General features: G+C 70.5%; 23 protein-coding genes and 1 pseudogene. 17 read left to right on the top strand and 7 right to left on the bottom strand.

Annotation, left to right across the window (positions count from 1 at the left end):
* From SNA_RS39270 to SNA_RS08380, 12 genes and pseudogenes are all read left to right on the top strand, one after another.
* Nucleotides 1-221: pseudogene (locus tag SNA_RS39270) on the top strand (conjugal transfer protein); the annotation flags it as partial.
* Nucleotides 221-559 carry an RRQRL motif-containing zinc-binding protein gene (locus tag SNA_RS08430; protein WP_044364018.1) on the top strand — a complete coding sequence of 113 codons (339 nt, stop codon included), beginning with the start codon at nt 221-223 and terminating at the stop codon, nt 557-559. The pseudogene SNA_RS39270 and the gene SNA_RS08430, both read left to right, overlap by 1 nt.
* A gap of 30 nt (nt 560-589) precedes the next feature.
* Nucleotides 590-811, top strand: coding sequence for a hypothetical protein (locus tag SNA_RS08425; protein WP_030073304.1), 222 nt, complete (start codon nt 590-592; stop codon nt 809-811).
* Between the two features lie 72 nt (nt 812-883).
* Complete coding sequence (locus SNA_RS08420; protein WP_030073302.1) at nt 884-1,372, top strand: hypothetical protein; 489 nt, start codon at nt 884-886, stop codon at nt 1,370-1,372.
* A gap of 78 nt (nt 1,373-1,450) precedes the next feature.
* The gene (locus SNA_RS08415) at nt 1,451-1,630 is read left to right on the top strand and encodes a hypothetical protein (RefSeq protein ID WP_157879870.1); all 180 of its coding nucleotides are present in this window, start codon (nt 1,451-1,453) and stop codon (nt 1,628-1,630) included.
* A 21-nt stretch (nt 1,631-1,651) separates the two neighbouring features.
* Complete coding sequence (locus tag SNA_RS08410) at nt 1,652-2,038, top strand: DUF6251 family protein (RefSeq protein ID WP_030073301.1); 387 nt, start codon at nt 1,652-1,654, stop codon at nt 2,036-2,038.
* A gap of 76 nt (nt 2,039-2,114) precedes the next feature.
* A complete protein-coding gene (locus tag SNA_RS08405) occupies nt 2,115-2,297 on the top strand; it encodes a DUF6257 family protein (protein WP_030073300.1) in 183 nt (60 codons plus the stop codon).
* Nucleotides 2,298-2,382: 85 nt separating this feature from the next.
* Entirely contained in the window at nt 2,383-4,626 is a 2,244-nt protein-coding gene (locus SNA_RS08400; protein WP_241779577.1) for an FtsK/SpoIIIE domain-containing protein, read from the top strand.
* A gap of 342 nt (nt 4,627-4,968) precedes the next feature.
* Complete coding sequence (locus tag SNA_RS08395) at nt 4,969-5,838, top strand: bifunctional DNA primase/polymerase (RefSeq protein ID WP_030073296.1); 870 nt, start codon at nt 4,969-4,971, stop codon at nt 5,836-5,838.
* Nucleotides 5,839-5,840: 2 nt separating this feature from the next.
* Entirely contained in the window at nt 5,841-7,316 is a 1,476-nt protein-coding gene (locus SNA_RS08390) for a hypothetical protein (RefSeq protein ID WP_044364014.1), read from the top strand.
* A gap of 450 nt (nt 7,317-7,766) precedes the next feature.
* Entirely contained in the window at nt 7,767-8,012 is a 246-nt protein-coding gene (locus SNA_RS08385) for a helix-turn-helix domain-containing protein (RefSeq protein ID WP_044364012.1), read from the top strand.
* Nucleotides 8,013-8,095: 83 nt separating this feature from the next.
* Nucleotides 8,096-9,358, top strand: a complete 1,263-nt coding sequence (locus tag SNA_RS08380) for a tyrosine-type recombinase/integrase (protein ID WP_030073710.1) — start codon at nt 8,096-8,098, stop codon at nt 9,356-9,358.
* A 78-nt stretch (nt 9,359-9,436) separates the two neighbouring features.
* Here the strand turns inward: SNA_RS08380 and glnA are convergent, their stop codons facing one another.
* From glnA to SNA_RS08365, 3 genes are all read right to left on the bottom strand, one after another.
* A complete protein-coding gene (glnA, locus tag SNA_RS08375; protein ID WP_033270759.1) occupies nt 9,437-10,798 on the bottom strand; it encodes a type I glutamate--ammonia ligase in 1,362 nt (453 codons plus the stop codon).
* A gap of 317 nt (nt 10,799-11,115) precedes the next feature.
* Nucleotides 11,116-12,036, bottom strand: coding sequence for an alpha/beta fold hydrolase (locus SNA_RS08370; RefSeq protein WP_044364009.1), 921 nt, complete (start codon nt 12,034-12,036; stop codon nt 11,116-11,118).
* Nucleotides 12,033-12,755 (bottom strand): DUF998 domain-containing protein, encoded by a 723-nt coding sequence (locus SNA_RS08365; protein WP_044364007.1) that lies wholly within the window; start codon nt 12,753-12,755, stop codon nt 12,033-12,035. Before SNA_RS08365 ends, SNA_RS08370 begins: the two co-directional genes overlap by 4 nt.
* A 316-nt stretch (nt 12,756-13,071) precedes the next feature.
* Here SNA_RS08365 and SNA_RS08360 point away from each other — a divergent pair, with 316 nt between their 5' ends.
* Together SNA_RS08360 and SNA_RS08355 are read left to right on the top strand one after the other, a co-directional pair.
* A complete protein-coding gene (locus SNA_RS08360) occupies nt 13,072-14,955 on the top strand; it encodes a multicopper oxidase family protein (protein ID WP_044364005.1) in 1,884 nt (627 codons plus the stop codon).
* Between the two features lie 97 nt (nt 14,956-15,052).
* A complete protein-coding gene (locus SNA_RS08355; protein WP_030073721.1) occupies nt 15,053-16,804 on the top strand; it encodes an NAD+ synthase in 1,752 nt (583 codons plus the stop codon).
* Between the two features lie 433 nt (nt 16,805-17,237).
* Here the strand turns inward: SNA_RS08355 and SNA_RS08350 are convergent, their stop codons facing one another.
* The 4 genes from SNA_RS08350 to SNA_RS08335 form a co-directional block, all read right to left on the bottom strand.
* Entirely contained in the window at nt 17,238-18,443 is a 1,206-nt protein-coding gene (locus SNA_RS08350; protein ID WP_044364004.1) for an MFS transporter, read from the bottom strand.
* Between the two features lie 138 nt (nt 18,444-18,581).
* Nucleotides 18,582-19,586 (bottom strand): endonuclease/exonuclease/phosphatase family protein, encoded by a 1,005-nt coding sequence (locus tag SNA_RS08345; RefSeq protein WP_063752866.1) that lies wholly within the window; start codon nt 19,584-19,586, stop codon nt 18,582-18,584.
* Between the two features lie 303 nt (nt 19,587-19,889).
* Nucleotides 19,890-20,585 carry a TetR/AcrR family transcriptional regulator gene (locus SNA_RS08340; protein WP_044364002.1) on the bottom strand — a complete coding sequence of 232 codons (696 nt, stop codon included), beginning with the start codon at nt 20,583-20,585 and terminating at the stop codon, nt 19,890-19,892.
* Nucleotides 20,582-22,201, bottom strand: a complete 1,620-nt coding sequence (locus SNA_RS08335; RefSeq protein ID WP_030070513.1) for an MFS transporter — start codon at nt 22,199-22,201, stop codon at nt 20,582-20,584. Before SNA_RS08335 ends, SNA_RS08340 begins: the two co-directional genes overlap by 4 nt.
* A 190-nt stretch (nt 22,202-22,391) precedes the next feature.
* On the opposite strand from SNA_RS08335, the gene panB reads away from it, so the two are divergent.
* The 3 genes from panB (at nt 22,392) to SNA_RS08320 (ending at nt 25,277) form a co-directional block, all read left to right on the top strand.
* Complete coding sequence (gene panB, locus SNA_RS08330; RefSeq protein WP_030070512.1) at nt 22,392-23,273, top strand: 3-methyl-2-oxobutanoate hydroxymethyltransferase; 882 nt, start codon at nt 22,392-22,394, stop codon at nt 23,271-23,273.
* Between the two features lie 133 nt (nt 23,274-23,406).
* Nucleotides 23,407-24,450, top strand: coding sequence for an ATP-binding cassette domain-containing protein (locus tag SNA_RS08325; protein ID WP_030070511.1), 1,044 nt, complete (start codon nt 23,407-23,409; stop codon nt 24,448-24,450).
* Nucleotides 24,447-25,277: an ABC transporter permease gene (locus SNA_RS08320; protein WP_030070510.1), complete on the top strand. Its 831-nt coding sequence runs from the start codon at nt 24,447-24,449 to the stop codon at nt 25,275-25,277. The genes SNA_RS08325 and SNA_RS08320 overlap by 4 nt, the downstream gene beginning before the upstream one ends.
* Nucleotides 25,278-25,308 lie beyond the last annotated feature (31 nt).

Genomic DNA, 25,308 nt, shown 5'->3' with positions numbered 1-25,308 from the left:
GCCGCGCCACCGGCCGCGTTCCGGAAGTGGCGAAGCCGAGTCGACCCAAGCGCACGGCGGAACAGTTGCTCGCCGAAGCGCGGGAGGTGACGGCGGATTGGCCGGACGCGAAGGTGACCGGCGAGGGCATCCGCCGCGCCATCCACACGTCGCCGGCGAACGCCCGGTCGCTGCGGGACACAATCCTCGCCGAGCGCGCCGCATCGGCTGAGGCCGCGTGATGGGGGCGCTGCCGGTGTTCCGGTGGCGCCTGGCCCCGGACGGCTACGCCACCCGCCGACAGCTCAGGTCCCTCGGTCTGCGCCCCGGCGGTCAGGACGTGGCCGCTCAGCTCGAACGGCCGCGCCGCCGCCGCGCGCCGCTGGTCGCCTACCTCTACCGCATCGACCTGGCCCAACCGGTCCGGCCCATGACGCCGGCCAAACGGGCCGCGCTCGCCAAAGCGAACGCGGCCCGCCGCATCTGCCCTAACTGCCGCACCGACGCCGGGTACTGCATCCCGCGCTCCCTCGGCATGTGTGTGACCTGCGCCTACCCCGACGAACGGCACGTCGCCTGACTGCCCATTCCTGTTGAAAGGACCCCTTCCGTGGGCCTGTACGACCGGATCATGAGCGCCACCAACAACCCTACGAACGCGCTGAAGGTGAACGCCGCAGCCCAGGGCGCGGCCCGACTGGCCACCGACAGTGGACACCCCGGACTGGCCGTCGTTGCTGCCGCGGGCGCCGCGCTGTTCTCCGCCGCCGACACCGTGATGCACGCGCCAAAGGCCAGTGGGAACTACGCCACGTTCGACACCGATGACTGACCCACCCGTCCTCGGCGTGTCTGCGCACTTCACCGACGCAATAACCGTCCCTGCTGCCTGAACGGAGAGACAGTGACCAGCAATTACAGCCCCATCGTCCTGCCCGAACTGAGTGTGCTTGCGGCCGAACAGCGTGACGCACGCCTGCGCACCCTGAAGGCGGATGAGGAGGCGCGAGAGACCGCCCGCCAGGCCCTGGAGGAGCGGGAGCGGACCGCGGCAGAGCGCGGCGCACAGGAGATGGTCGAGACCGTCTTCCCCGGCACGCTCGCCCGTGTGGTGAGCCTGGAGATGTGGCGCGGCTACCCCAGCCTCACACGGACGTTCGTGAACGCCGTCCCGCCATCGGCCGTCGCCTACCTCGGCGGCAACACCTACCTGCACTACGCCGAGCTGGAAAGCGGCGACTGGGTTATGACGCTGCACCAGCCCTGTACAGCCTGCGGCGCCCGCGTCGAACACCGGCTGTGGGACGACATCGAACTGGGGGCCTGCCTCGCCTCCGATGACAACCCGCAGCTTTGCGGGGCCCGTTCCTGCGAGCGCCGGTCTGCGGCCTGACGGCTGCCTGTGGTCCCGGACATCGTGCCGGGGCCGCGGGGAGCCGGGACAGTCCCGGCCCATGGCATGGAGGACCGCATGTTCGGACGCAAGAGCAACGCCGATGCCGTCACCGCCCACAAGGCGGCCAAGAAGGCCCTGCACGACAACCAGCGCGCCGAGCAGGCCGCCGGTATCCGCGAGGAGACCGACACCTACCGCGAGCTGAACGCGGCCGTGAACGAGACCGAGAAGCACGTGCCCTGGTACCGCCGCTGAACTGCTGAAAGGAGGCGGGCCGTGACACCGCGCCGCTACCAGTTCGACAACCCCCTTCCCGCCCCACGAGAGTCACACCTGCCCGTCTACCAGCCCCAGCCGATGCCCGGCCCGGTCACCTACGACCAGCAACCGATCGTGGTGCAGCACATCCACCAGGCGCCGCCCGACCGCACCGTTCAGCGCGTCGCCCTCGGCGCCGGCGTCGGCGGCGGCGCGGTGGCGGCAGGGGTCTACTTCGGCCCGCTGCTGGTCGCCGCCCTCTCGTCCATGGCCATCTCGCTCGCGGTCGTCGCCTTTGTCGTTGTCGCCGTCGGGTGGGGGTCGGTCTCCCTCGTCCGCTCACTCGGCGGCCCGGATGGCAAGGCCGCCGCGCAGAACGTCGCCAAGGCCCGCCGCCGGGGCTGACCGGTTGCCCGATCCGCCCGTCCCGCAACGGGCGGTGAGGGGAGCCGGGACAGCCCCGGCCCGGACAGGAGCCGAGATGGCACGCCACGACGACCCCAAACTCACCACCACCGAAAAGGCCCGTATCGCCGTTCTGGTCGGCCGCATGTGCAAGCGCCACATCGCCGGCCCCGACGTCCACCAGCGCGACCTGGAGCGCCGCGTGGACCGGATCCTCGACGGCGCCCGAGAGCGCGACAAGAAGAACGCCCGCCAGTAGCTACACCCCGGGGCGGCCGGATCGCCTGGCAGCAGACGGCCGCCCCGGGCCCCACGCACCCAACGGCACGACAGGAGACACCATCATGACCGAACCCGCGGCCGAGCCGATGGGGACCGTGCACGACCTGGAGGAACACCGCGCCGCACGCACCGTCGCCGCGGCGCCCGAAGTATCCCTGGCCAAACCCACCCCCGCCCCCGACGCACCCGCCGAGCCGCCCGACCGGCCGTCGGCGGAGCGGCTGAAGCGCTCCTACCAAGCGTTGTGGCAGGTAGCCACGCACGAGCGGTCCCGGGCCGCTGTCCGGCTGGCGGTGCGGCATGGGGGCTATCTCCTTGGCGGTGCCGGGGTCGTCGCCAAGCGGGGCTGGGAGGGGCGGACCGTCGCCGTGCATCACCGGATGCGGGCCATGGCATTGGCCGCCGGGGATCACGCAGCGGCGGCTGAATGGCAGGACCGGGCCGACCGGTTCCGTCGGGAGCGTCATGCCCGACGGGTTGAGCTGATTCACAAGGTGCCGACGATGGCCAAGTCGGCTGCGATCGGCACGGCCGCGGCCGAAGGTGCCCTGCTGCTGGTCGGTATCTGTATGGCGATTCACGATCGCGAGCTGCATGACGTGGTGGCTCCGACGCTGGCCGCGATCGATGCAATCCAGGCGCTGTGCTGGTTCGCTTCGATCGCGTGGGGCCCGGCCCTGGGGCTGGCGCTCATGGCCGGTCTGTCGCACCTGTGGCGTGCCGGCCATAAGAACGAGACGGCTCCCGCATGGGCCCGGCCCGCATCCGGCACGGTGGACGACGTGCCGGTCACCCCGTCGATCGTGGTCAAAGCCCTGTCCGACCTGGGTGTCCCCGCTTTGAAGAAGGCCATCAAGGAGATGGCGGACGGGGCGGCCGGGATGCTCGGGCCGATCACGTTGGCGGGGTGCGGCGTTGAAGTCGATGTGACCTTGCCGATCGGGGTGTCCACGGAAGAAGTCCTAAGCAAGCGTCGCAAGCTCGCCGAGAACATGAATCGCCATGAGCATGAGTTGCACATGACGATCCCCCCGACACCTCGCACGGTGCGCATGTGGATCGCCGACAGCGGCGCGCTGGATGAGCCGATCGGCCCGTCCCCGCTGGTCACTGACCCCGACATGACGGCCGACTACACCTCGGGCCGGGCACCGTGGGGCCAGGATCTCCGTGGCGATGCGGTGCTCATCTCACTGTTCCAGCTCCACATGCTCATCACCGGCCTGTCCAACCAGGGCAAGACCGCCAGCCTGAGGGCCCTGGCGCTGTGGCTCGCGCTCGATCCCCGCGTGGAGTTCCGCATCGCTGACCTCAAGGGCGTCGGAGACTGGCAGATGTTCGACGGCCTGGCCACGGTGCTCATCCAGGGGCCGACTGACGAGCAGGTCATCGCTGCCACGGAGATGGTCGAAGAGGGCGTGGCGGAGATGGAGCGCCGGGGTGCCCTCATGCGGGAACTGACCGCCAAGGGCTGGTCGCAGGAGAAGATCCTGGCCGATCCGCGGTTCGCACCCCTGGTGTTCATCGTCGATGAGGCCCAGGTCGCCTACGGGTCCGGCGCCAGGGAGACGTACGTCGCGGAGAACGGGACGGTCAAGTACGGGGCGCCCTATGGCGGGGCCAAGAACATCAGCCGGTACTTCCGTGCCATCAAGGCGATTCACGACCAGGGACGCGTGGTGAGCGTCACGACCTGGGAGGGGACGCAAGACCCCACAGACCAGAACCTGCCGGTGCGGTCGCGCAACGGCAACCACATCAGGGCTTCCCTGGTGGTCGGCACCGAGTCGCAGGCGAAGATGGCCCTCGGCGAGATGCCCGTGGACGCGGGTGCGGCCCCGCACAAGCTCCGCCAGGGGCTCGACAAGGGCACGCTTGTGGTGGCTGGTGACGGGATCAAACTCGCCCCCGGGCAGCCGTCCATGACGGTCCGCACGCACTTCATCGACGGCGACGCGGCGAAGGAGATCGCCGAGCGAGCAAAAGCGCGCCGGGCCGGTGTTGAGACGCAGGCCGCCGCGGATCCCGCGGAGGACGTCGACCATCTGACCAACGTGCTCGAAGCGTTGGGCGACGGGAAGCGCATCCAGACCCAGGAGGTTCTGCGTCGGCTCATCAGCAAGCACCCCCGTGCCTATGACGGATGGGAGCTGCACGACCTCACGCGAGTGCTTCGTGAGGCAGGCGCTGAGCCGAAGGCGACACGGGCCGACAACGGCAAAACCGGCGTGGTGTGCGTGTCCCGTGCCCGCATCGAGGCGGCCATCGAGGCACGCGAAGACGCCACCGAAAGCGACGCAGAGTAGTCGCGGACTGGTAGAGGCAGGTGGTGGAGGCACCGGAATCTGATGGAGAACTCCATCAGACGGTCCACCATCCGCCTCCATCAGCTCTCAACTGCGCAAATGCCACCTGGATGGACCTGGTGGACCTGATGAGACGCCTCTCTGACACGGCCCTACGAGCCCGGTTTTCAGGCTCTGCTCCCCCTCCCCTCTCAACTCCCCGCAAGTCACACAGGGTGACTTGCGACTGCAACCGCGCCGACCACCCCGACGCCTAGCCATGGCTAGGGCGGGCCGCTTCACGCCAATGACCGCGGCCCGCCCTGGTCTCCAGCCCCTTACAGACCTATGGAGGTCTCAAGCATGACCCACCCCACCGACATTCGGCGAGTCGCACTGGCTGTGGCCGCCACCGGCGTGCCAGTCCTGCCTCTGAGCAGGGGCAAACGCCCCTTCGCCAACTGCCCAGCCTGCAACAGGAGCGCATGCGGCGACCGGCCCCACATGCGCGCCGCTGGCCCGTGCCAGTGCCCCGCCCCGTGCCACGGCTGGGCCGCCGCCACCACCGACTCCGCCGTCCTCACCTCTCCCGCCTGGGCACCCGCCTGGCGGCAGGCCGCCGCCGTCGCCTACCACCCCGCCGGGGCCGGGCTCACCGTCGTCGACCTCGACGACGACGCGGCAGTCGCCTGGGCCCGCCGGGAGCTTCCGCCGACCCGCACCGTGACCACTACGCGTGGGGAACACTGGCTCTACCAGGGAGCCATGCGCTCCGCGAACGACGTCCGACCGGGCGTGGACATCAAGAGCCTGATGTCCTACGCACGCTGGCTCGGCCCCGGCGCCGGCACCACGGCCCCCCTGCCGAACCCGGTGCGAGCCCTGCTGCAACGCGAAGAGGCCACAAACGCCCGGACAGTGGCGACCGTCCCTGCCCGGCCCACCGTCACCGTGTCGTCCGCACTGGCCGGGGGCCGGGAATGCCCGCACCGCAGTCCCGTCTACCTGGAGCGGGGCATTGCCATGGCCGAGCAGCGCATCACCGAGGCCCGGAGCGCGATCCACCACACCGTCTATCGCACTTTCCTTGCCGTCCTGTCCGCCCACGGCCGGTGCGGCTGCCTCACCGACGCGCACATGAAGCGACTGTTCACCGCCGCGCACGCCAAGGGCGAATCCCCCCGGCACTGCATCGACGCCTGGGCCAACGCCCGGACCAGCTTGGGACTGTAGCCATGGCCGACGACGACAAGAATCCCGCCCGAGAGGTCATCACCGACTACGCGCAAGCGCACTTCCGGTACTTCCGCACCGCCGACGGGACCGTGTACGCGCAGAAGAACGGCCACCCCGTGGCCCGCCCGATCCGCTCCCAGGGCACAACGGGCAGCCACCGACAGGAACTCATGGTCGGCCTGTACAAGGACGGGATCGGCGTGTTCAACGGGACGGCCCTCAAGGAGGCGTTGGACTTGATCGAAGCGCTCGCACTGACCGAGGACACGCAGCCCGTGCACATCCGCGTGGCACCCGGATTCGACGGAGCCACGTGGCTGGACCTGGGCCGCAACGACGGACAGTCTGTCCGTATCCACCCCACCGGGTGGGACATCGCCATCCCCGACCCGCGCGAGGTGTGCTGGCGACGCACTCAGCTCACCGGGGAACTGCCCCTGCCGGCCAAGGACACCGACGACAAGGGCATCGACCTACTGCTCAGGCTGTGCAACTTCGCCAACGCGGAGACCGAATGCCTGGCCCTCGCCTGGCTCATCGGCTGCCTGGAACCGTCCGTGCCCGTCCCCGCACCGTTCCTCACCGGCCCGCAAGGCGCGGGAAAGTCCACCGGCGGGCGGATGCTCGTGCGGATCATCGAGGGCATGAGCGGCGACCTGCGCCGCGCCCCGAAGGACGAGGCGAACCTGACCGCGGCGGTAGCGGCTGGATGGGTCACCGCCCTGGACAACCTGTCCCACATGACCCCGGACCTGTCCGACGCCATGTGCCTCATCGTCACCGGAGCCGAGGACGTCAAGCGCGCCCTGTTCACCGACGGAGACGTCTTCCGCGCCCGCTACCGCCGCCCCCTGCTGCTGACCGGCATCGACGTGGGCGTCATCCGGCCCGACCTCGCCGAACGACTCCTGCCGCTGCGCCTGGAGAGGCCCAGTGTCCGGCGCACCGAGGCGGAACTGTGGGCGGAGTACGCAGAGGTCCTGCCGGTCGTTCTCGGGTCTCTCTTGGACCTAACGGTCAAGGTCCGTGCGGCTGAGGCGGAGACCCCTACCGACCTACGGATGGCGGACTTCGCGCACCTGTGCGCGCAGCTCGACGCGGCGACCGGCCTGGGCGCGCTCGCCGCCTATCGGAGGAGCCTGGACGATCTCAACGACGACGTGATCGAGGGCGACTTGCTCGCGCAGACCGTCCTCAGGCACGCCGACTCCCTTGAGGCGGGCGCGGAGCAGCGGATGACCTCCACCGAGTGGCTGCACTGCCTCAGCAGCCTCTACAGCGGCGACGAACTGCGGTCCCTGCCCAAGGGATGGCCGACCACGGGCAAGGTCCTCTCCGACCGTCTCAAGCGCCTCCAGCCGACGCTTGCCGCCCGTGGTGTCCTCATCGACTCGGGCCGCACCAGCGAGGGCCGCTACCTCGAAATGACCCGCCTGGCAGCCCCGCCCCCACACGAGCACAAACCGATGTTCTGACCCGCGACCACGCCCGCGGGACAAGCAAGAGGAGCACCCCTGGCCAGGCGTGCTCCTCTTGCTGTTCGGCGCAACGCGCCGCCCAAGGGTCACGCCGCGAAGCGGCTCCTTCTTCGCTCTTTGAGCGGCGAACTACAACAGACACCCCGTCTTTTGTCCTAAGAGGGAAGACGCTGCGTCATCTGCGTCATGCAGGCGGGGGAACGGCCCTTGACCTGCGGCGAAAGCCATGACGCAGACGGCGGTGTCTGCGTCATCCTGCGTCATCTGCGTCACCCGATGACGCAGCCCATGACGCGCCGATGACGCACCCCCCAACTACTGCGTCACACAAAACCGCAGTTCAGAAGCCCACATGACGCTGATGACGCAATGACGCAGAAATCCGCACCTCGGACAGGCGCGGGCTCCCGAAACCAGCAGCAACGTGACTCAACTTCCGAGGACCCCATGAGCCGAACCCGTTCCGCTCAACCCGACCCCAGCGCCACCCTCCGAGGTGGCCTGCCCGACCGGTACCTCACGCCCGAAGACCTGGTGGAGCTGTTCAAGCTGGACAGCGTCGAGACCGTCTACGCCTGGCGCAAGAAGCGCACCGGTCCGCCCGGATTCCGCGTCGGCAAGCACCTGCGCTACGACCCCGCCGCCGTACGGGCCTGGACCGAACAACGAATGGCCGACGACCAAGCCGCCTGACGCCACCAACCGAACACAACCACCCACCTGCGGGGCGGGGCCAACGGCCCCGCCCCGCAGCGTCGTCCGAGAGGACATCTGACATGGCCGGCCACATCCAAGACCGCTGGTACAAGACCGAAACCGACGCCGACGGCAAGACCGTCCGCGTCAAGAGCGACCGACACGGCATCGGCATGCGCTACCGCGCCCGCTACGTCGGCCCCGACGGCACCGAGAAGAGTCAGTCGTTCCCCGACGGGAAGAAGCGTCTCGCCGAGAACTGGCTGACGAAGATCAAGGCCGATATGGACGGCGGCCGCTACGTCGACCCGAAGGCTGGTCGAACCACCTTCCGCCAGTACGCCGAAAAGTGGCTCACCGCTCAGACCACGGATCCGACGACACGGGAACCGGTGTCCGTCCAGATTCGCCGTCACGCGATCCCCTACCTGGGCACGCGTCCGCTCGGCTCGTTCAAGCCCGAGCACATCCGCGAATGGCTCGGCGAGTTGGAGCGAGCCTTGCCCGCCTCCTCCTATCGCCGCGTCATCTTTGCCAGCGTGTCCGCGGTGTTCACCGCGGCCGTGGAAGACGACTACCTGCACCGCAACCCGTGCAAGGCCAGCAGTGTCAAAGCGCCGGCGCCGGGTGGGCAGCGAGTTGTTCCCTGGACCGGCACGCGCACGTTCGCCGTGCGTGCTGCGCTTCCCGAGGAGTACCGGGCGATGGTTGACCTCGGGGCAGGATGCGGTCTGCGACAAGGCGAGATCTTCGGGCTGCCGGAAGGCGAGATCGGTTTCGATACCGGCTGGCTGCACGTCGTCAATCAGGTAAAGGTCGTTGAGGGGAAGCTCGTGTTCGCGCGGCCGAAGCGCGACAAGGAGCGGGACGTGCCCCTTTCTGACCGTGTGGCGCACATCCTCAAGCAGCACATAGAGGCGCACCCACCCGTCAGCGTCACGCTGCCGTGGCAGCGGCCGGACGGGCCCCTGGTCACGAAGCGCCTACTGTTCACGCGTGCCGATGACGGCCCGATCCGGCGGACGGACTTCAACACACGGCTCTGGAAGCCCGCGCTCGTTGCTGCGAACGTCATCCCGAAACCCAAGGCTGGGGACCGTCACCAAGCGGCCCGGGAACACGGGATGCACGCGCTGCGGCACTTCTACGCTTCCGTGCTGCTGGACGCTGGCGAGAGCATCAAGGCACTGAGTGCGTATCTGGGCCACACTGACCCCGGATTCACGCTGCGGGTGTACACGCATCTCCTGCCGAGCAGTGAGGGACGTACCCGTCGGGCCGTGGATAGCGTGTACCAGGGCATGGATTCTGCGCCTCACGGCCCAGAGACGGCCCAGAGCTAGCGAAACGCTGATGGGGCCCACGGTCGCTGACCGCGGACCCCATCAGCGGTAGAGCCTTCACGCGGCTCTGACCTGCACCTACAGCACGGGCAGCATCTTGCGCAGCTCGAAGGCGGTGACCTCGGAGCGGTACTCCTCCCATTCCTGCTTCTTGTTGCGCAGGAAGAAGTCGAAGACGTGCTCGCCGAGGGTTTCGGCGACCAGTTCGCTGCGTTCCATCAGCTCGATGGCCTCGCCGAGGTTCTGCGGCAGCGGCTCGATGCCCATGGCGCGGCGCTCGGAGTCGGACAGGGCCCATACGTCGTCGTCGGCGCCGGCGGGGAGCTCGTAGCCCTCCTCGATGCCCTTGAGGCCGGCCGCGAGCAGGACGGCGTAGGTCAGATACGGGTTGGCGCCGGAGTCGATGGAGCGGACCTCGACCCGGGTGGAGCCCATCTTGCCGGGCTTGTACATCGGGACGCGGATCAGCGCGGAGCGGTTGTTGTGGCCCCAGCAGATGTAGGAGGGGGCCTCGCCGCCGGCGCCTGCGGTGCGGTTGGCGCCGCCCCAGATGCGCTTGTAGGAGTTGACCCACTGGTTGGTGACGGCGGAGATCTCGCCCGCGTGCTTGAGCAGACCGGCGATGAAGGAACGTCCCACCTTGGAGAGTTGGTATTCCGAGCCGGACTCGTGGAAGGCGTTGCGGTCGCCCTCGAAGAGGGAGAGGTGGGTGTGCATGCCGGAGCCCGGGTACTCCGAGAACGGCTTGGGCATGAACGTCGCCTGGACGCCCTGCTCCAGCGCCACCTGCTTCATCACCAGCCGGAAGGTCATGATGTTGTCGGCGGTCGAGAGCGCGTCGGCGTAGCGCAGATCGATCTCCTGCTGGCCGGGGGCGCCCTCGTGGTGGCTGAACTCCACCGAGATGCCCATCGACTCCAGCATCGTGATCGCCTGGCGGCGGAAGTCCATCCCGACGTTCTGCGGGGTGTGGTCGAAATAGCCGGAGGAGTCGCCCGGGGTGGGCCGCTGGCCGTCGACGGGCTTGTCCTTGAGCAGGAAGAACTCGATCTCGGGGTGGGTGTAGAAGGTGAAGCCGAGGTCGGAGGTCTTGGCCAGGATGCGCTTGAGGACGTAGCGCGGGTCGGCGTAGGAGGGCGAGCCGTCGGGCATCAGGATGTCGCAGAACATCCGGGCGGTGCCGGGGGCCTCGGCGCGCCAGGGCAGGATCTGGAACGTGCCGGGATCCGGCTTGGCGATCATGTCGGATTCGTACACTCGGGCGAATCCTTCGATGGCCGAACCGTCGAAGCCGATGCCTTCGTCGAAGGCCTGCTCCAGCTCCGCCGGGGCGACCGCGACCGACTTCAAGAAGCCCAGTACGTCGGTGAACCACAGACGGACGAAGCGAATGTCGCGCTCTTCGAGAGTCCGGAGCACAAATTCTTGTTGCTTGTCCATGGCTCACCAATCCTTGCAGGTCAATCGGCCTGTCCACGCGGATGGGATGACACCGCGTGGCACACCAGTATCACGTGAGGGGGTTACCGTCACATTACGCACCCTTGGCCTGAAGCAGAACCGCCGGACCGTAACCCCCCGATACGCCCCTCGCCACGATCCTTCCCGCAGTACGAAGAGTCAGCGCGACCAGGGGCGGCAATCGAGGCGCTTGGCGCAGACTTGGATCGCCGCTGGGAGGGTGTTGACCCGTCGTTGGCGGGTCCATGCCAGGAAATTCATGATGCTGCGGGGCCGGTGATGCGTGGTGGTGCAGCTCAGCGGTCTGTCGGCGAAGGGTTCACCGGGGTGCGGTCGTTGCGGTCGTGCAGGTCCAGTACGGCATGGGCGATGGCTTCGGGGGCGTCGGCCATGACGAGATGGCCGGCCGGGGCGGCGACCGTGAAACGGCCGCCCAGCGTCTCGGCGAGCGCCCGCTGGCGTTCGAGCCAGCGCAGGTCACGGGCGGTCTCGCCGCCGTCGTACGCCGCCAGGACGGCGACCGGGACGGCGGGCAGCGGGTGGCCGGGGCGCAGGGCGGCCAGTTCGGCGGCCTGGTAGGGGTAGGTGGCGTTCTCCAGGACGCAGGCGCGCAGCACCCGGCTGGTGCGGTATCCGGCGCGCTCCCAGGGGTGCGGCGGATGGCCGGCGACGGTCTGGGCGCGGCCGATCAGCCGGCGGGCGGCGGGGCCGAGGGCGCGCGGCACCCCGGCGGCGGACAGCGCGGCGGCGACACCGGACGCGCAGGCCGTACGGACCGCGCGGGGCAGCAGCGGGCGCGGGTCGTCCTCGGTGCTGCCGTCGACCAGGACGAGACCGGCGCAGCGGCGCGGATGCAGCCGGGCGAAGCCCTCGGCGTGGAAGCCGGCGAGGGAGTGGCCGACGACGGTGGCCGGGCCACGGTGGCCGAGCGCGTCCAGGACACGGGCGATGCGGCCGGCCTCGGCGGCGAGGGTGGGCGGCGTCGGCGCGGGGGCGCTCAGGCCCAGGCCGGGGCGGTCGAAGCGGATGACGGTGCGGTACGGGGCGAGCAGGGCGGCGACCGCGTCCCAGTCGAACCAGGCCATGCCCAGGCCGCCGCTGAGGACGCAGAGCGGGCCGGTGCCCTCGGCCAGGACGTGCAGCGGGATGCCGTCGACGGTGCGGATGCGGCCGGGGGCGCGTATCGGATCGGGAGCGCTGGTGGGGCGAGGGTTCATGGGCGGGCCTCCCGCGTCGGTTTCCTGGGGTGTTCGTTCCCCGTGGTGCGGGCCGTGCACCCTGCCAGCAGCGCGAGGTAGAGGGCGACGAGCAGGACCTGGAGTCGCTGGCCGAGGCCGAGCGCCCAGGTGCCGTGGCCCGCCGTGAAGGCGGCGACCGACGACAGCGTCCAGCAGGTGGCGGCGAGTTCGGCCAGGACGAGCGGCGGGCCGAAGCGGGCCAGCACCGGCCACTGGGCGTAGCGGCGGGCCGCGAACGTCAGCAGGAACAGGGCGGCCAGCGCGCCGGTCAGGGCGAGGGAGCTGCTGACGGCGTGGGCGGTGTGGGTGGCCGGGACCAGGCCCGCGGTCTCCCGGGCGGCGCAGGCCGGATCCCTGGTGGGCGCGCAGCTCAGCGGCAGGCGGGAGTCGAGCGCGGTGGCGGCGCCGAAGAGGGCGAGCGCGGCCCAGCCCGCCGTCGTCCAGGGCCTGCGCCGCGGGGCGGCGAGCGCGAGCAGGGCGCCGGCCAGCACCAGCAGCCCGGCGGCCAGGTCGGTGGCGCGGAAGAGCCCGCCCAGCGGCTGGTCGGCGGCCGCGAGTTCGCTGACGTACGCCCGGACGGGGTCGACACCGGTGGCGACCGCCAGCTCCAGCACCCACGTGGTGTAGGCGACGGCCCCCGCGAGGAGCAGCACGGCGGCCGCCCGGCGGCGGACGGGGGCGGTGTGGGTGTCGGTCACGGCCGTCCTGGTGATCGGATCGGGTGGACCCGGCCCGTCCAACGGAGTGCCGGGCCCCCGCTAAGCGTGGGAAGGCCAAATATAGGCGAGTGGCCTACGGCAATGCGGTGAGAGCGGCGCAGCGCGCCCTGCGCGGACCGGCCCGCCCGGACCCGGCGGACCGGCCGCCGGGCGCGATACCCCGCGGGGGCAGGGCGCAGGGGGTGTGACGTCCGAGTTCCGACGTCGCCCGCGTTCGCGCCCACGCTTCCGACCGTCCCGGTCGGCCCCCCGGCCGGCCTGCTCACTTCGACACCGACACGAGGTGCATTTCTCCATGCCTACGCACTCCCCCCAGCCCCCCTCCCGCTCCCGCCGCGACGTGCTCGCCACCGGCGCCGCCGTCGCCGGCGGCGGCCTGCTGACCGCCTGTTCCGGCGGGCGCTCCGGTGCCCGCGGCGGCGGGGACGGGATGGCCGACGGCAAGAACGGCGGGCCCCACGACAACGTCCCGAGCGGCTACGTCAGCCCCGACGGCCCGGAGGTCGCCGCGGCCGAGAGGGAACGCGACTCGGGCGGCACCGTACGGGAGTTCAGACTCACCGCCACCTTCGGCATGCTCAACCTGGGCGACCGTACCGTCGGCACCTGGGCGTACAGCAACGAGATGCCCGGCAAGGAATTCCGGATCACCGCGGGCGACCAGATCCACATGACCCTCGACAACCACCTCCCGAAGTCCACGAGCGTCCACTGGCACGGGCTGCGGCTCCGCAACGACATGGACGGCGTGCCCGACGTGACCCAGCGCGGCATCCAGCCCGGCGCCTCCTTCACCTACCACTTCACCGCACCGGACCCCGGCACGTACTGGCTGCATCCGCACACCGGCGTGCAGATCGACCGCGGGCTGTACGCACCGCTCATCATCGACGACCCCAGGGAGCCGCTCCGCTACGACAAGGAGTGGATCGTCATGATCGACGACTGGCTGGACGGGGTGGACGGCAGCACCCCGGACGACGTGCTGGCCGAGCTGGGCAAGGGCATGGGCGGTATGGGCCATGACCAGATGCGCCGCACCGGCAAGGCTCACGCCCGCAAGGATCACGGCGGCAAGGGCCACGGCGGCACGGGCACCGGCCGGATGAACGGCATGGACATGAACGGCCTGGACCTGGAGGGCATGGACCGGGGCGACATGGACGCGGCCATGGACGCCATGGACCCGGACCCGGATACCGGCAGGGACTCCGGGCACAAGGACGACGCCCCACGGAACACGGGCAAGGGCCCCCGGGACGCGGGCAAGGGCCCCGGCGACACGGACAAGGACCCCGGCACCGGGCAGGCCCCGCGGCGGCCCGACGGCCCCGCCCCCATGGGGCCGTCGCGCATCCTGGTGGGCGGCACCACGAGCACGCTGCTGGGCGGTGAGGGCGGCCATGTGGACTACCCGTACTACCTCATCAACGGCCGCGCGCCCGAGAACCCGGAGACCTTCCACGCCCGGCCCGGCGACCGGATCCGGATCCGGATCATCAACGCGAGCGGCGAAACCGGCTACCGCGTCGCGCTGGGCGGCCACCGGATGACCATCACGCACACCGATGGTTTCCCCGTCGAGCACGCCACCACCGACGCACTGCTGATCGGCATGGCTGAGCGCTACGACGTCGTGGTCACCGTCAAGGACGGCACGTTCCCGCTCACCGCGCTCGCGGAGGGCAAGACCGGCGCCGCGATGGCCGTCCTGCGCACCGGCGGCGGCGAGGCGCCCGGTCCCGACACCCGCCCCAGAGAACTCCACGGCAAGGTGCTCAGGTCGATCCACCTGAAGGCCGCGGAGTCCGTCCGGCTGGAGGACCGGAGCATCGACCGCGCCCTCGACTTCCGCCTCACCGGGTCGGTGGATAAGTGGAACTGGGCGTTCAACGGCAAGCCGTACACGCCGGACCAGCGCTACCCCGTCGCCGCCGGTGAGCGGGTGCAGCTGACGTTCCGCAACCGGACCAAGATGTGGCACCCGGTCCATCTGCACGGGCACACCTTCCAGCTGCCCGACGGCGGGCCGCGCAAGGACACCACGGTCATGGTGCCCGGCGAAACCCTGAGCGTCGAGTTCGACGCCGACAACCCGGGCCTGTGGATGATGCACTGCCACAACATCTACCACTCGGAGTCGGGGATGATGACGATCCTGGGCTACCGCAAGCAGTAGGGCAGGGCCTGCGAGAGGGGAGGCCGGACGTGTACCGTCCGGTCTCCCCTCCCCCCTTCGCGTCACTCAGACGATTACGGTCAACTAGACTGGCCCCGTGGCTCAACTTCGTCTCGCCCTCAACCAGATCGACTCCTGCGTCGGCGATATCGCAGGGAACGCCGAAACGATCCTGCACTGGACGCGGCACGCCGCCGGACAGGGTGCCCATCTCGTCGCCTTCCCCGAGATGGCACTGACCGGCTACCCCGTCGAGGACCTCGCACTGCGCCCGTCCTTCGTCGAGGCCAGCCGCGCCGCGCTGCACGCGCTGGCCGGCCGGCTGGCCGACGAGGGGCTGGGCGAACTCCCGGTGCTCGTCGGCTATCTCGACCGCGGCGAACGGGAGGAACGGCGCTACGGCCGCCCGGCCGGCGCCCCGCAGAACGCCGCAGCGGTGCTGCACCGCGGCCGGGTGGCGCTCTCCTTCGCCAAGCACCATCTGCCCAACTACGGCGTCTTCGACGAGTTCCGCTACTTCGTCCCCGGCGACACGCTGCCCGTGGTGCGGGTGCACGGCGTCGATGTCGCGCTCGCCATCTGCGAGGACCTGTGGCAGGAGGGCGGCCGGGTGCCGGCCACCCGCAGCGCGGGCGCGGGACTGCTGCTCTCCGTCAACGCCTCTCCGTACGAGCGGGACAAGCACGACACCCGCCTGGAACTGGTCCGCAAGCGGGCGCAGGAGGCCGGCTGCACCACCGCCTATCTGGCGATGATCGGCGGCCAGGACGAGCTGGTCTTCGACGGCGACTCCATCGTCGTCGACAAGGACGGCGGGGTGATCGCGCGGGCACCGCAGTTCGCGGAGGGCTGTGTGCTGATCGACCTCGAACTGCCCGAAGCGGCGCCCGAGCCGCCCTCGGGCGTCCTGGACGACGGGCTGCGCGTCGACCATGTCGTCCTGACCCCCGACCCGCTGCCGCCCTACACCCCCGAGACGCTCGGCGGCGAGGCCGAACGGCTCGACGACATCGAGGAGATCTACACCGCGCTGGTCGTCGGCCTGCGCGCCTACGTCGCCAAGAACGGCTTCAACAGCGTGGTCCTGGGGCTGTCCGGCGGTATCGACTCCGCGCTGGTCGCCGCGATCGCCTGTGACGCGCTGGGCCCGGCGCACGTCCACGCCATCGCGATGCCCTCGCGCTACTCGTCGGACCACTCTCTCAGCGACGCCGCCGAACTGGCCCGCCGTACCGGACTCGCCTTCCGTACGGTGCCGATCGCCCCGATGTTCGACGCATACATGGAGTCGCTGGGGCTGACGGGTCTCGCCGAGGAGAACCTCCAGTCGCGGCTGCGCGGTACGACGCTGATGGCGATCTCCAACCAGGAGGGCCATCTCGTCCTCGCCCCGGGCAACAAGTCCGAGCTGGCGTGCGGCTATTCGACGCTCTACGGCGATTCGGTGGGCGCGTACGGGCCCATCAAGGACGTCTACAAAACCGCCGTCTTCCAGCTGGCCCGCTGGCGCAACCAGGCGGCGGCCGACCGCGGGCAGACCCCGCCGATCCCCGAGAACATCCTGGTCAAGCCCCCGAGCGCCGAGCTGCGCCCCGACCAGGTGGACACCGATTCGCTGCCCGAGTACGACGTCCTCGACCGAGTCCTGGAGCTGTACGTCGACCGCGACCTGGGCCACGAGGACATCGTGGCCCAGGGATTCGAGGCGGCGCTGGTCACCCGGGTCCTGCGGCTTGTCGACCGAGCCGAGTACAAGCGCCGGCAGTACCCGCCGGGTACGAAGATCTCCGCCAAGGGCTTCGGGAAGGACCGGCGCCTGCCGATCACCAACCAGTGGAGCGAGGGGTAGTTTCTCCCCACGTTGTCGGCCGTCCCGCCGTGGGGGTTTGTCGCCGTTGCGCCTGCGGCGGGCGTGGGTTGGTACGGGTGCGGTACCACGCCTCCGGACTTCGTCCTGCGGCGCGGCCCCTCCCGTGAGTGGGGGGAAGAAGGCCGGTGGTCCGCCCCCACCGTCTTTTTCCACCCCCAACGGGGAGGTGCCGGTCCGTAGCGGCGGAGCCGTGTAGGGCCGGTGCCGCAACCGGACAGCCCCGCGCAAGCGGCAACGCCCGCCGCAGGCGCAACGACGGGAAAGCCGAACCGTCGGCCCAGGCAAAGCGCAGCGAACGGGCCGCAAGCGCAATGACGGGAAAGCCAGAACGTCGGCCCAGGCAAAGCGCAGCGAACGGGCCGCAGGCGCAACGGCGAACAGCCCCTACGGCGGGACGGCCGACAACGTGGGGTCAAGACCCGGCCGGCACCCGGTCGGCCGCCTCCCGGCTGTGGGCCACCACCCGGGAGGCGGTGTCGCGGCGGTCCAAGCGCCCCGCAACAACGGCAACGGCGAAGCCAACCGCGGCGAGGGCCGCGCCGACGAGGGTCGGGGAGGTCCATCCCCAGCCGGCCCCGAGGGCGAGCCCACCGGCCCACGCCCCGCCCGCGTTGGCGAGATTGAAGGCGGACTGGTTGGAGGCGGCGGCCAGGGTGGGGGCCTGGTGGGCCTTGTTCATGACCAGCATCTGGAGCGGGGTGGTGGTCAGGAAACCGATGGCACCGATGAGGACGACGGTGACCAGCGCGGCCCAGGTCACCGGTGCGGTGAAGTGGAGAGCGGCGAGGACCAGGGCGAGGGCCGCCAGCGAGCCGTAGAGGGTGGGGCGCAGGGCGCGGTCGGTGAGCGGGCCGCCGGCGAGGGCGCCCAGGGTCATGCCGATGCCGAAGAGGGCGAGGACCAGCGGGACGGAGGTCTGGGCGAGGCCCGTGACCTTGGTCATCATCGAGGCGAGATAGCTGTAGACCGCGAAGACGCCGGCGAAGCCGAAGACCGTGGTCGCCAGGCCGAGGATCACCTGGCGGTCGCCGAGGGCGCGCAGTTCGCGGGCCGGGCCGGTGCGTTCCTCGGCGGGCAGCGGCGGGATCAGCCGGGCCAGCGCGGCCATGGCGACCAGTCCGATGGCGGCCACGACCAGGAAGGTGGCGCGCCAGCCGAGGCGCTGGCCGAGGAGGGTGGCGGCGGGGACGCCGACGATGTTGGCGACGGTCAGGCCGAGGAACATGGTGGCGACGGCGCGGGCCTGACGGCCCTCGCGTACCAGGCGGGCGGCGACCACCGCGCCGACGCCGAAGAACGCGCCGTGCGGGAGTCCGGCCAGCAGCCGGCCGACGATCAGCAGGCCGAAGTCGGGGGCGAGGGCGGAGGCGAGATTGCCGGCCGTGAAGACCGCCATGAGGCCGACCAGCATCGGTTTGCGGGGGATGCGGGAGCCGAGGACCGTCAGCAGCGGGGCGCCGATGACGACGCCGAGGGCGTAGGCGGAGACGAGATGGCCGGCGGTGGGCACCGAGGTGCCCAGATCGTCCGCGACGTTGGGCAGCAGGCCCATCATCACGAATTCCGTGGTGCCGATTCCGAAGGCCGAGATCGCGAGCGCGAGCAGAGCCAAGGGCATGAGGGGCCTGGACCTTTCCGGGGGAGCAGTTCGTTCACGTACGGAACAAAGTGTCCCAGGTCCGTTGTTCCGGCGTGGGAACGGGACGTGACGAGCCCGTGTCGGGCCGCCGCCGTCCCGTACCCCCCGCCCGTATCGTCAGATGCCGACCGAGGCCGCGAGCGGCAGATGATCGCTGCCGGTGTCCTTGAGCGTCCAGGCGGCGACCGGGTCGATGCCCTTGACCATGATCTGGTCGATCCGGGCCATCGGGAAGGCGGCCGGCCAGCTGAAGCCGAAGCCGTCGCCCGCGGCGCCCTGGGCCGAGCGCATCTGGGAGGTGACCGGGGCCAGCGAGCGGTCGTTCATGGTGCCGTTGAGGTCGCCGAGGAGGATCACCTTCTTCAGCGGGTCGGCGGCGATGGCCTCGCCCAGCGCCTTGGCGCTGCCGTCGCGCTGGTTCGCGGTGAAGCCCGCCTCGATCTTGACGCGTACGGAGGGCAGATGCGCGACGTAGATGCCGGCCTTCCGGCCGTCGGGGGCGGTGACGGTGGCGCGCAGCGCGCGGACCCAGCCCAGTTTGATGTCGACCGGCCGGGCGTCGCTCAGCGGCAGTTTGCTCCACAGGCCGACCGTGCCCTTGACCGTGTGATACGGGTACGCCTTGGCCATTTCCCGCTCGTAGGTGGGCAGGGCGTTACCGGCCAGCTCCTCCAGGGCGACCACATCGGCCTTGGAGTTGACGATGTCCCGGGCGGTGGCCGCCGGATCGGGGTTCTCGGCGTTGACGTTGTGCGTGACGATGGTGAGATTGCCGCCGGTGCCCGCTTTGTCGGTGAGCTGTCCGCCGAAGAGGTTGAGCCAGACGGCCGCCGGGAGGATCAGTGCGATCAGCGCCGTTGCCGAGCGGCGCAGCACCGCGCAGAGCAACAGCAGCAGCACGCCGAGGCCGAGCCAGGGCAGGAACGTCTCCAGCAGACTGCCCAGGTTTCCCACGTCGTTGGGGATCTGGGAGTGCCAGAACATCAACACCCCGAGCAGGACGGCCAGTACGGCGAGCACGATGCCGCGGCGCCACATTCCCTCGGGACGCCACCAGTTCCGCAGGCGTCCGGCCCGGGAGCCGGACCATTCGGGGCCCCGTCCCTGTTCCGGCTCCGTCATGAATGCCTGCGCCATGTAGTTGCCCTCACTGCCCGCTGTGGTGCGCCTCGCCTGTGGTTGTCGACCCTAGGCGATGGCCTTAATCCGCGTTCTTAGATCCGCGCCGCCACGGAAGGCCGGGTGGCGCATTTCTCGGTGGTGAGGACGGGGTGACGGCGGGTCGGGGTTCCGGCGGACGGCCACGTGACAGCGGCTGTGACACAACGGGCATGATCCGGTCATGTGGGGCGGGACATTCCGGGCACTAGCCCGGGATTCGCGTCGGCGTCGAAGGGCGTTCAACGCGCCGGTGCGGCGGTGGGGTTACGGCCGGCCCGGTGCGGGGTGGCGGGGATCCTGGCCCGCTACCGCGCGGGGCCTTGGACGTACGCCCTCCAGGACCGTGTCGACGATGTCCGCCGCGAGGCCCTCGGGCAGTTCCCGCCACTCGTGGAGGATGGCGCGGGCCAGCATCGGGCCGACGAACAGGTCGGCGAGGGTCTCCGCATCGCGGTCGCTGCGGATCTCGCCGCTGGCCATACCGCGCCGCAGCACCCGCAGCAGCGCCTCGTTACGGGCCCGTACGACCGTTTCGTGGTACTCCGCCCACAGTTCGGGATGGGCCTGGACATGGCTGACGACCGTGCGCAGCAGCGCGGAGTTGCGTTTGGCCAGGCCCCGGCGGCGCAGGAACTCCAGCAGGGCGACGAGGTCGTCGCGTACGGAGGCGCCCTCGAGCACCGGGGGCGGGGTGTCCAGCGAGCGCATCACATCGAGCATCAGGGCGTGCTTGCCGGGCCAGCGGCGGTAGACGGTGGCCTTGCCCACGCCCGCCTCGCGGGCGATGCGCTCCATCGACAGCTCGCCGATGGCGGCGCCCTCCTCGATCAGGCGCAGGACGGCTTCGATGATGGCGAAGTCGGCCGCGGCGCTGCGCGGCCGGCCGCGGCGCTCGGGGACCGCCCGGTCCGCCCGCGTACCGGCCGCCGCCGTCTGGGAGTCTCCCGCCGCCCGGCTCATCCCTGTACGCCCGCCTTCTGCCGTTCCTGGGGCTCCGCAGGACGCGGCGCCGGTCCCATTTTGCCGGGCAGGAAAGCGGCGACGACCACGGCACCCACCACCGCGACGGAGGCCGAGCCGAGGGCCGTGACGTGCATGGCGTGCACGAACGCGTCCCGCGCGGAGGCGATCAGGCCGCGGCCGGCCGGGCCCAGGTGCCGGGCGAGGCCGAGGGTGGCCTCGATGGACTCGCCTGCCGCGTGCCGGGCTGCGGCCGGTATGGCGGGCAGCGCGGCGAGCTTGCCCGCGATGCCGTCGCGGTAGGTGGTGGACAGCAGCGAGCCGAGGACTGCCACTCCGAGGGTGCCGCCGACCTGCCGGAAGACGTTGTTGAGCGCCGAGCCGGAGCCGGCCTTCTCGCGGGGCAGCGACTGCATGATCGCGACGGTGACCGGCGGCATGATGTGCGCCATCCCCGTGCCCTGGAGGAAGAAGAGCACCTCCAGGATCCAGATCGGGGAGTCGGTGGTCAGCAACAGCATGCCGGACATGGTGACGGCGATGGTCAGCATGCCGACGGTGCACACCGCGCGGGCGCCGAAGCGGTCCACGGCGTGCCGGGCCCGCGGCGAGAAGGTCAGCTGGGCCACGGCCAGCGGCAGGATCAGCAGACCGGCCTCCAGCGGGCTGTAGCCGCGCACGCTCTGCACGTAGAAGACGATGAAGAAGGTGACGCCCATCAGCGCGAAGAAGACCAGCGCGACGGCGGCGACGGCGGCCGAGAAGGCGGGTTTGCGGAAGTAGCGGATGTCTATGGACGGGTGGTGGCTGCGCTTCTGGTGCAGGACGAAGACGGTCAGGACGACGAGTCCGGCGGCGATGGTGCTCAGCACCTGCGGGTCGGTGAAGTCGGCGAGCTGGCCGCCCTTGATGATCCCGTAGACCAGCAGGACCAGGCCGACGACGGAGAGCAGCACGCCGAACGGGTCCAGCCGGCCGGGGCTGGGGTCCCTGGAGTCGGGCACCAGGACCGCCATCGAACCGAGCGCGACCAGGACGACGGGGACGTTGACCAGGAAGACCGAGCCCCACCAGAAGTGGTCCAGGAGCAGGCCGCCGGCGATCGGGCCGATCGCGATGGCCAGGCCCACGCCGCCGGCCCAGATGCCGATCGCGCGGGGCTGTTCCTCGCGCTCGAAGACGTTCATCAGGATGGCGAGGGTGGCGGGCATCACAAAGGCGCCGCCCAGGCCCATCATGGCGCGGAAGGCGATCAGCTCGGTGGGCGAGGCGGCCATTGCCGCGAGCACCGAGCCGATACCGAAGACGGTCAGCCCGGAGAGCAGCACCTTCTTGCGGCCGAGGCGGTCGCCGAGCAGGCCGGAGGTGAACAGCAGCCCGGCGAAGACCAGCGTGTAGGCGTTGACCGCCCACTCCAGCTCGCTCTGGGTGGCGCCGAGGCCGGCCGGGGCCGGGCTCGCGATGGTCTTCATCGCGACGTTGAGGATGGAGTTGTCCAGCACCACTATCAGCAGGCTGAGCATGAGGACGGACAGGATCGCCCAGCGGCGCCGGTGGATCGCATCGGGGACCTGACGGGCGGGCCGCCCGGCGGGTGGGGTGGGAGAGGTCGCCATTCCGCCACCCTACTCCTTTTTCGATACGGACCCGTTCCGTATCGATGATGTTGACTTCCGTGTCGCCGCCGCGCCGGTGTCGTCGCAGGTCAGGGGCCCCCTTCCGTTGTACGCGCCCGGCATGCCAGCATGGAGCGAAGTCCGGGGACGCCGTCAGGGTGCCTCGAGATGACGAACAGGAGCCGTCACCATGACGCAGCTTTCGCCTGCCCGGAAGCCGGGCGACCGCCCCGCCTCCGACAACGGCAAGACCCTGTACGGGGGAACGAGCTCGCGGCGCATCACGGTCCGTGACATCGCCGCCGCCAAGGAGCGCGGCGAGAAGTGGCCGATGCTCACCGCCTACGACGCGATGACCGCCTCCGTCTTCGACGAGGCCGGCATCCCCGTCCTGCTGGTCGGCGATTCGATGGGCAACTGCCACCTCGGCTACGAGTCCACCGTCCCGGTCACCATGGACGAGATCACCCTGCTGTCCGCCGCCGTCGTCCGCGGCACCACGCGTGCCCTGGTCGTCGGCGATCTGCCGTTCGGCTCGTACCAGGAGGGCCCGGTCCAGGCGCTGCGCAGCGCGACCCGCCTGGTCAAGGAGGCCGGGGTGGGCGCCGTCAAGCTGGAGGGCGGGGAGCGCTCCGCGCACCAGGTGGAGCTGCTGGTCTCGTCCGGCATCCCGGTGATGGCCCATGTGGGCCTCACCCCGCAGTCGGTCAACGCCTTCGGCGGCTATCCGGTCCAGGGCCGCGGCGAGGAGGCGGCCCAGCAGCTGCTGCGGGACGCCAAGGCGGTCCAGGACGCGGGCGCCTTCGCCGTCGTCCTGGAGGCCGTACCGGCGGAACTGGCCGCCGAGGTCACCCGCTCCCTGCACATCCCCACCGTCGGTATCGGCGCGGGCCTGGACTGCGACGCCCAGGTGCTGGTGTGGACGGATATGGCGGGTATGACGGCGGGCCGGGTGCCGAAGTTCGTGAAGAAGTACCTGGAGATGCGGCAGCTGCTCGGTGACGCGGCCAAGGCGTTCGCCGAGGAGGTCGTCGCCGGGGACTTCCCCGCGACGGCGCACACCTTCCACTGAGGTCGACTGAGGTCCGGCGTCCGGCGTCTCCCCCAGGGGGCGCCGGACGCGTCACCGCGCTGTCGGTGCGGTGCAGGTGCGGTATCGGTGCACTGTCGGTGCGTTGTCAGTGGCGGCTGGCACCGTTGACGGCATGACGCGACAGACGACAATCACCCAGCGCGGCAACGCCGTCGAGGTGCGCGGTCTGGTCAAGCACTTCGGCGAGGTGAAGGCCGTCGACGGGGTGGACCTGGACGTGCGGGAAGGCACCGTGCTCGGGGTCCTGGGGCCCAACGGCGCGGGCAAGACCACGCTCGTACGGTGCCTGTCCACCCTCCTGGTCCCGGACGCCGGCCGCGCCGTGGTGGCCGGTTTCGACGTGGTGCGCCAGCCCCGCGCGCTGCGCCGCAAGATCGGCCTGACCGGGCAGTACGCCTCGGTCGACGAAAAGCTCTCCGGCTGGGAGAACCTCTACATGATCGGGCGGCTGCTCGATCTCTCCCGCAAGGACGCCCGCCGGCGCGCGGACGAGCTGCTGGAGCGGTTCTCCCTGACCGAGGCGGCCAAACGCCCCTCCGCCAAGTACTCCGGCGGTATGCGCCGCCGCCTGGACCTGGCCGCCTCGATGATCGGCCGCCCGGCGGTGCTCTATCTGGACGAGCCGACGACCGGGCTCGACCCCCGTACCCGTAACGAGGTGTGGGAGGAGGTCCGGCGCATGGTGGCCGACGGTGTGACGGTGCTGCTGACCACGCAGTACATGGAAGAGGCCGAGCAACTGGCGGACGAGCTGACGGTGATCGACCGCGGCCGGGTGATCGCCGAGGGCCGGGTCGATGCGCTGAAGGCCAAGGTCGGCGGGCGGACGCTCCAGATCCGGCCGACCGTTCCCGCAGAGCTGGACCGGATGGTCGGCGCCCTCGCGCAGGCCGGTCTGGACGGCATCGCGGGCGCCACCGCCGACCACACGGAGGGCGTGGTCAACGTCCCCATCGTCAGCGATGAGCAACTGACCGCGGTGGTGGGGCTCCTGGGGCAGCGCGGCTTCGCGCTGGCCGGCATATCGACCCATCTGCCCAGCCTGGACGAGGTGTTCCTGGCCCTCACCGGCCAGAAGACCTCGACGGCCGCGCAGGAACCGGAACAGGACGCAACGGACGCCGGCGACAAGAGCCTTGCGGAGGTGTCGGCATGACTGCCGCGACAGTGACCGTGCCCGCCGTGAAGCCGGGCGCCGACGAGGGCCGGATCGGCCTGCGCGCCAATCTGCGGCACATCGGCGCGCTGGTGCGCCGTAACGCCCTCCAGATCAAGCAGGATCCGCAGTCGATGATGGACGTGCTGCTGATGCCCGTCATCTTCATCCTGCTGTTCGTGTACGTCTTCGGCGGGGCCATCGCGGGCAAGGGCAACCAGCACGGGTACATCCAGTACCTGGTCCCCGGCATGATGGCGATGATGGGCATGAACATCGCGATGGCGGTGGGCACCGGCGTCAACGAGGACTTCCGCAAGGGGGTCATGGACCGCTTCCGGACCCTGCCGATAGCCCGGTCCTCGGTCCTGATAGCCAAGATCGTCGTCGAGATCGGCCGGATGCTGATCGCCATCGCCATCCTGCTCGGTATGGGCTTTCTGCTGGGCCTGGAGATCAAGGGCGGCATCCTCGCCCTCCTCGGCGCGGTCGCGCTCGCCACGGCCTTCGGCGTCGCCCTGATGTGGATCTTCATCCTGCTGGGGCTCAGCGTGCAGACCCCGCAGGCGGTGCAGGGCATGGCGATGCTGGTGCTGATGCCGCTCCAGTTCGGCTCGTCGATCTTTGCGCCGACGCGGACGATGCCGGGCTGGCTGGAGGGCTTCACCGAGGTCAACCCGCTCTCCAACCTGGCGGACGCGGCCCGCGCGCTGCTCAACGGCCAGGGGGCGGTGGCCCATCCGGCGCTGATCACCCTGGGCTGGACGGTCGCCATCACGGCCGTCACCATGCCGCTCGCGGTCGCGAAGTTCCGCAAGAAGACCTGACGCGGGTCCCGCGGGGCGCGGCTCCGCGGGA

Origin of the sequence: Streptomyces natalensis ATCC 27448 (assembly GCF_000935125.1) — a bacterium.
In the GTDB taxonomy this organism is placed as follows: Bacteria; Actinomycetota; Actinomycetes; order Streptomycetales; family Streptomycetaceae; genus Streptomyces; species Streptomyces natalensis.
Note: the sequence above shows the minus strand (reverse complement) of the source record. Positions and strands in the feature narration are given on the sequence as shown.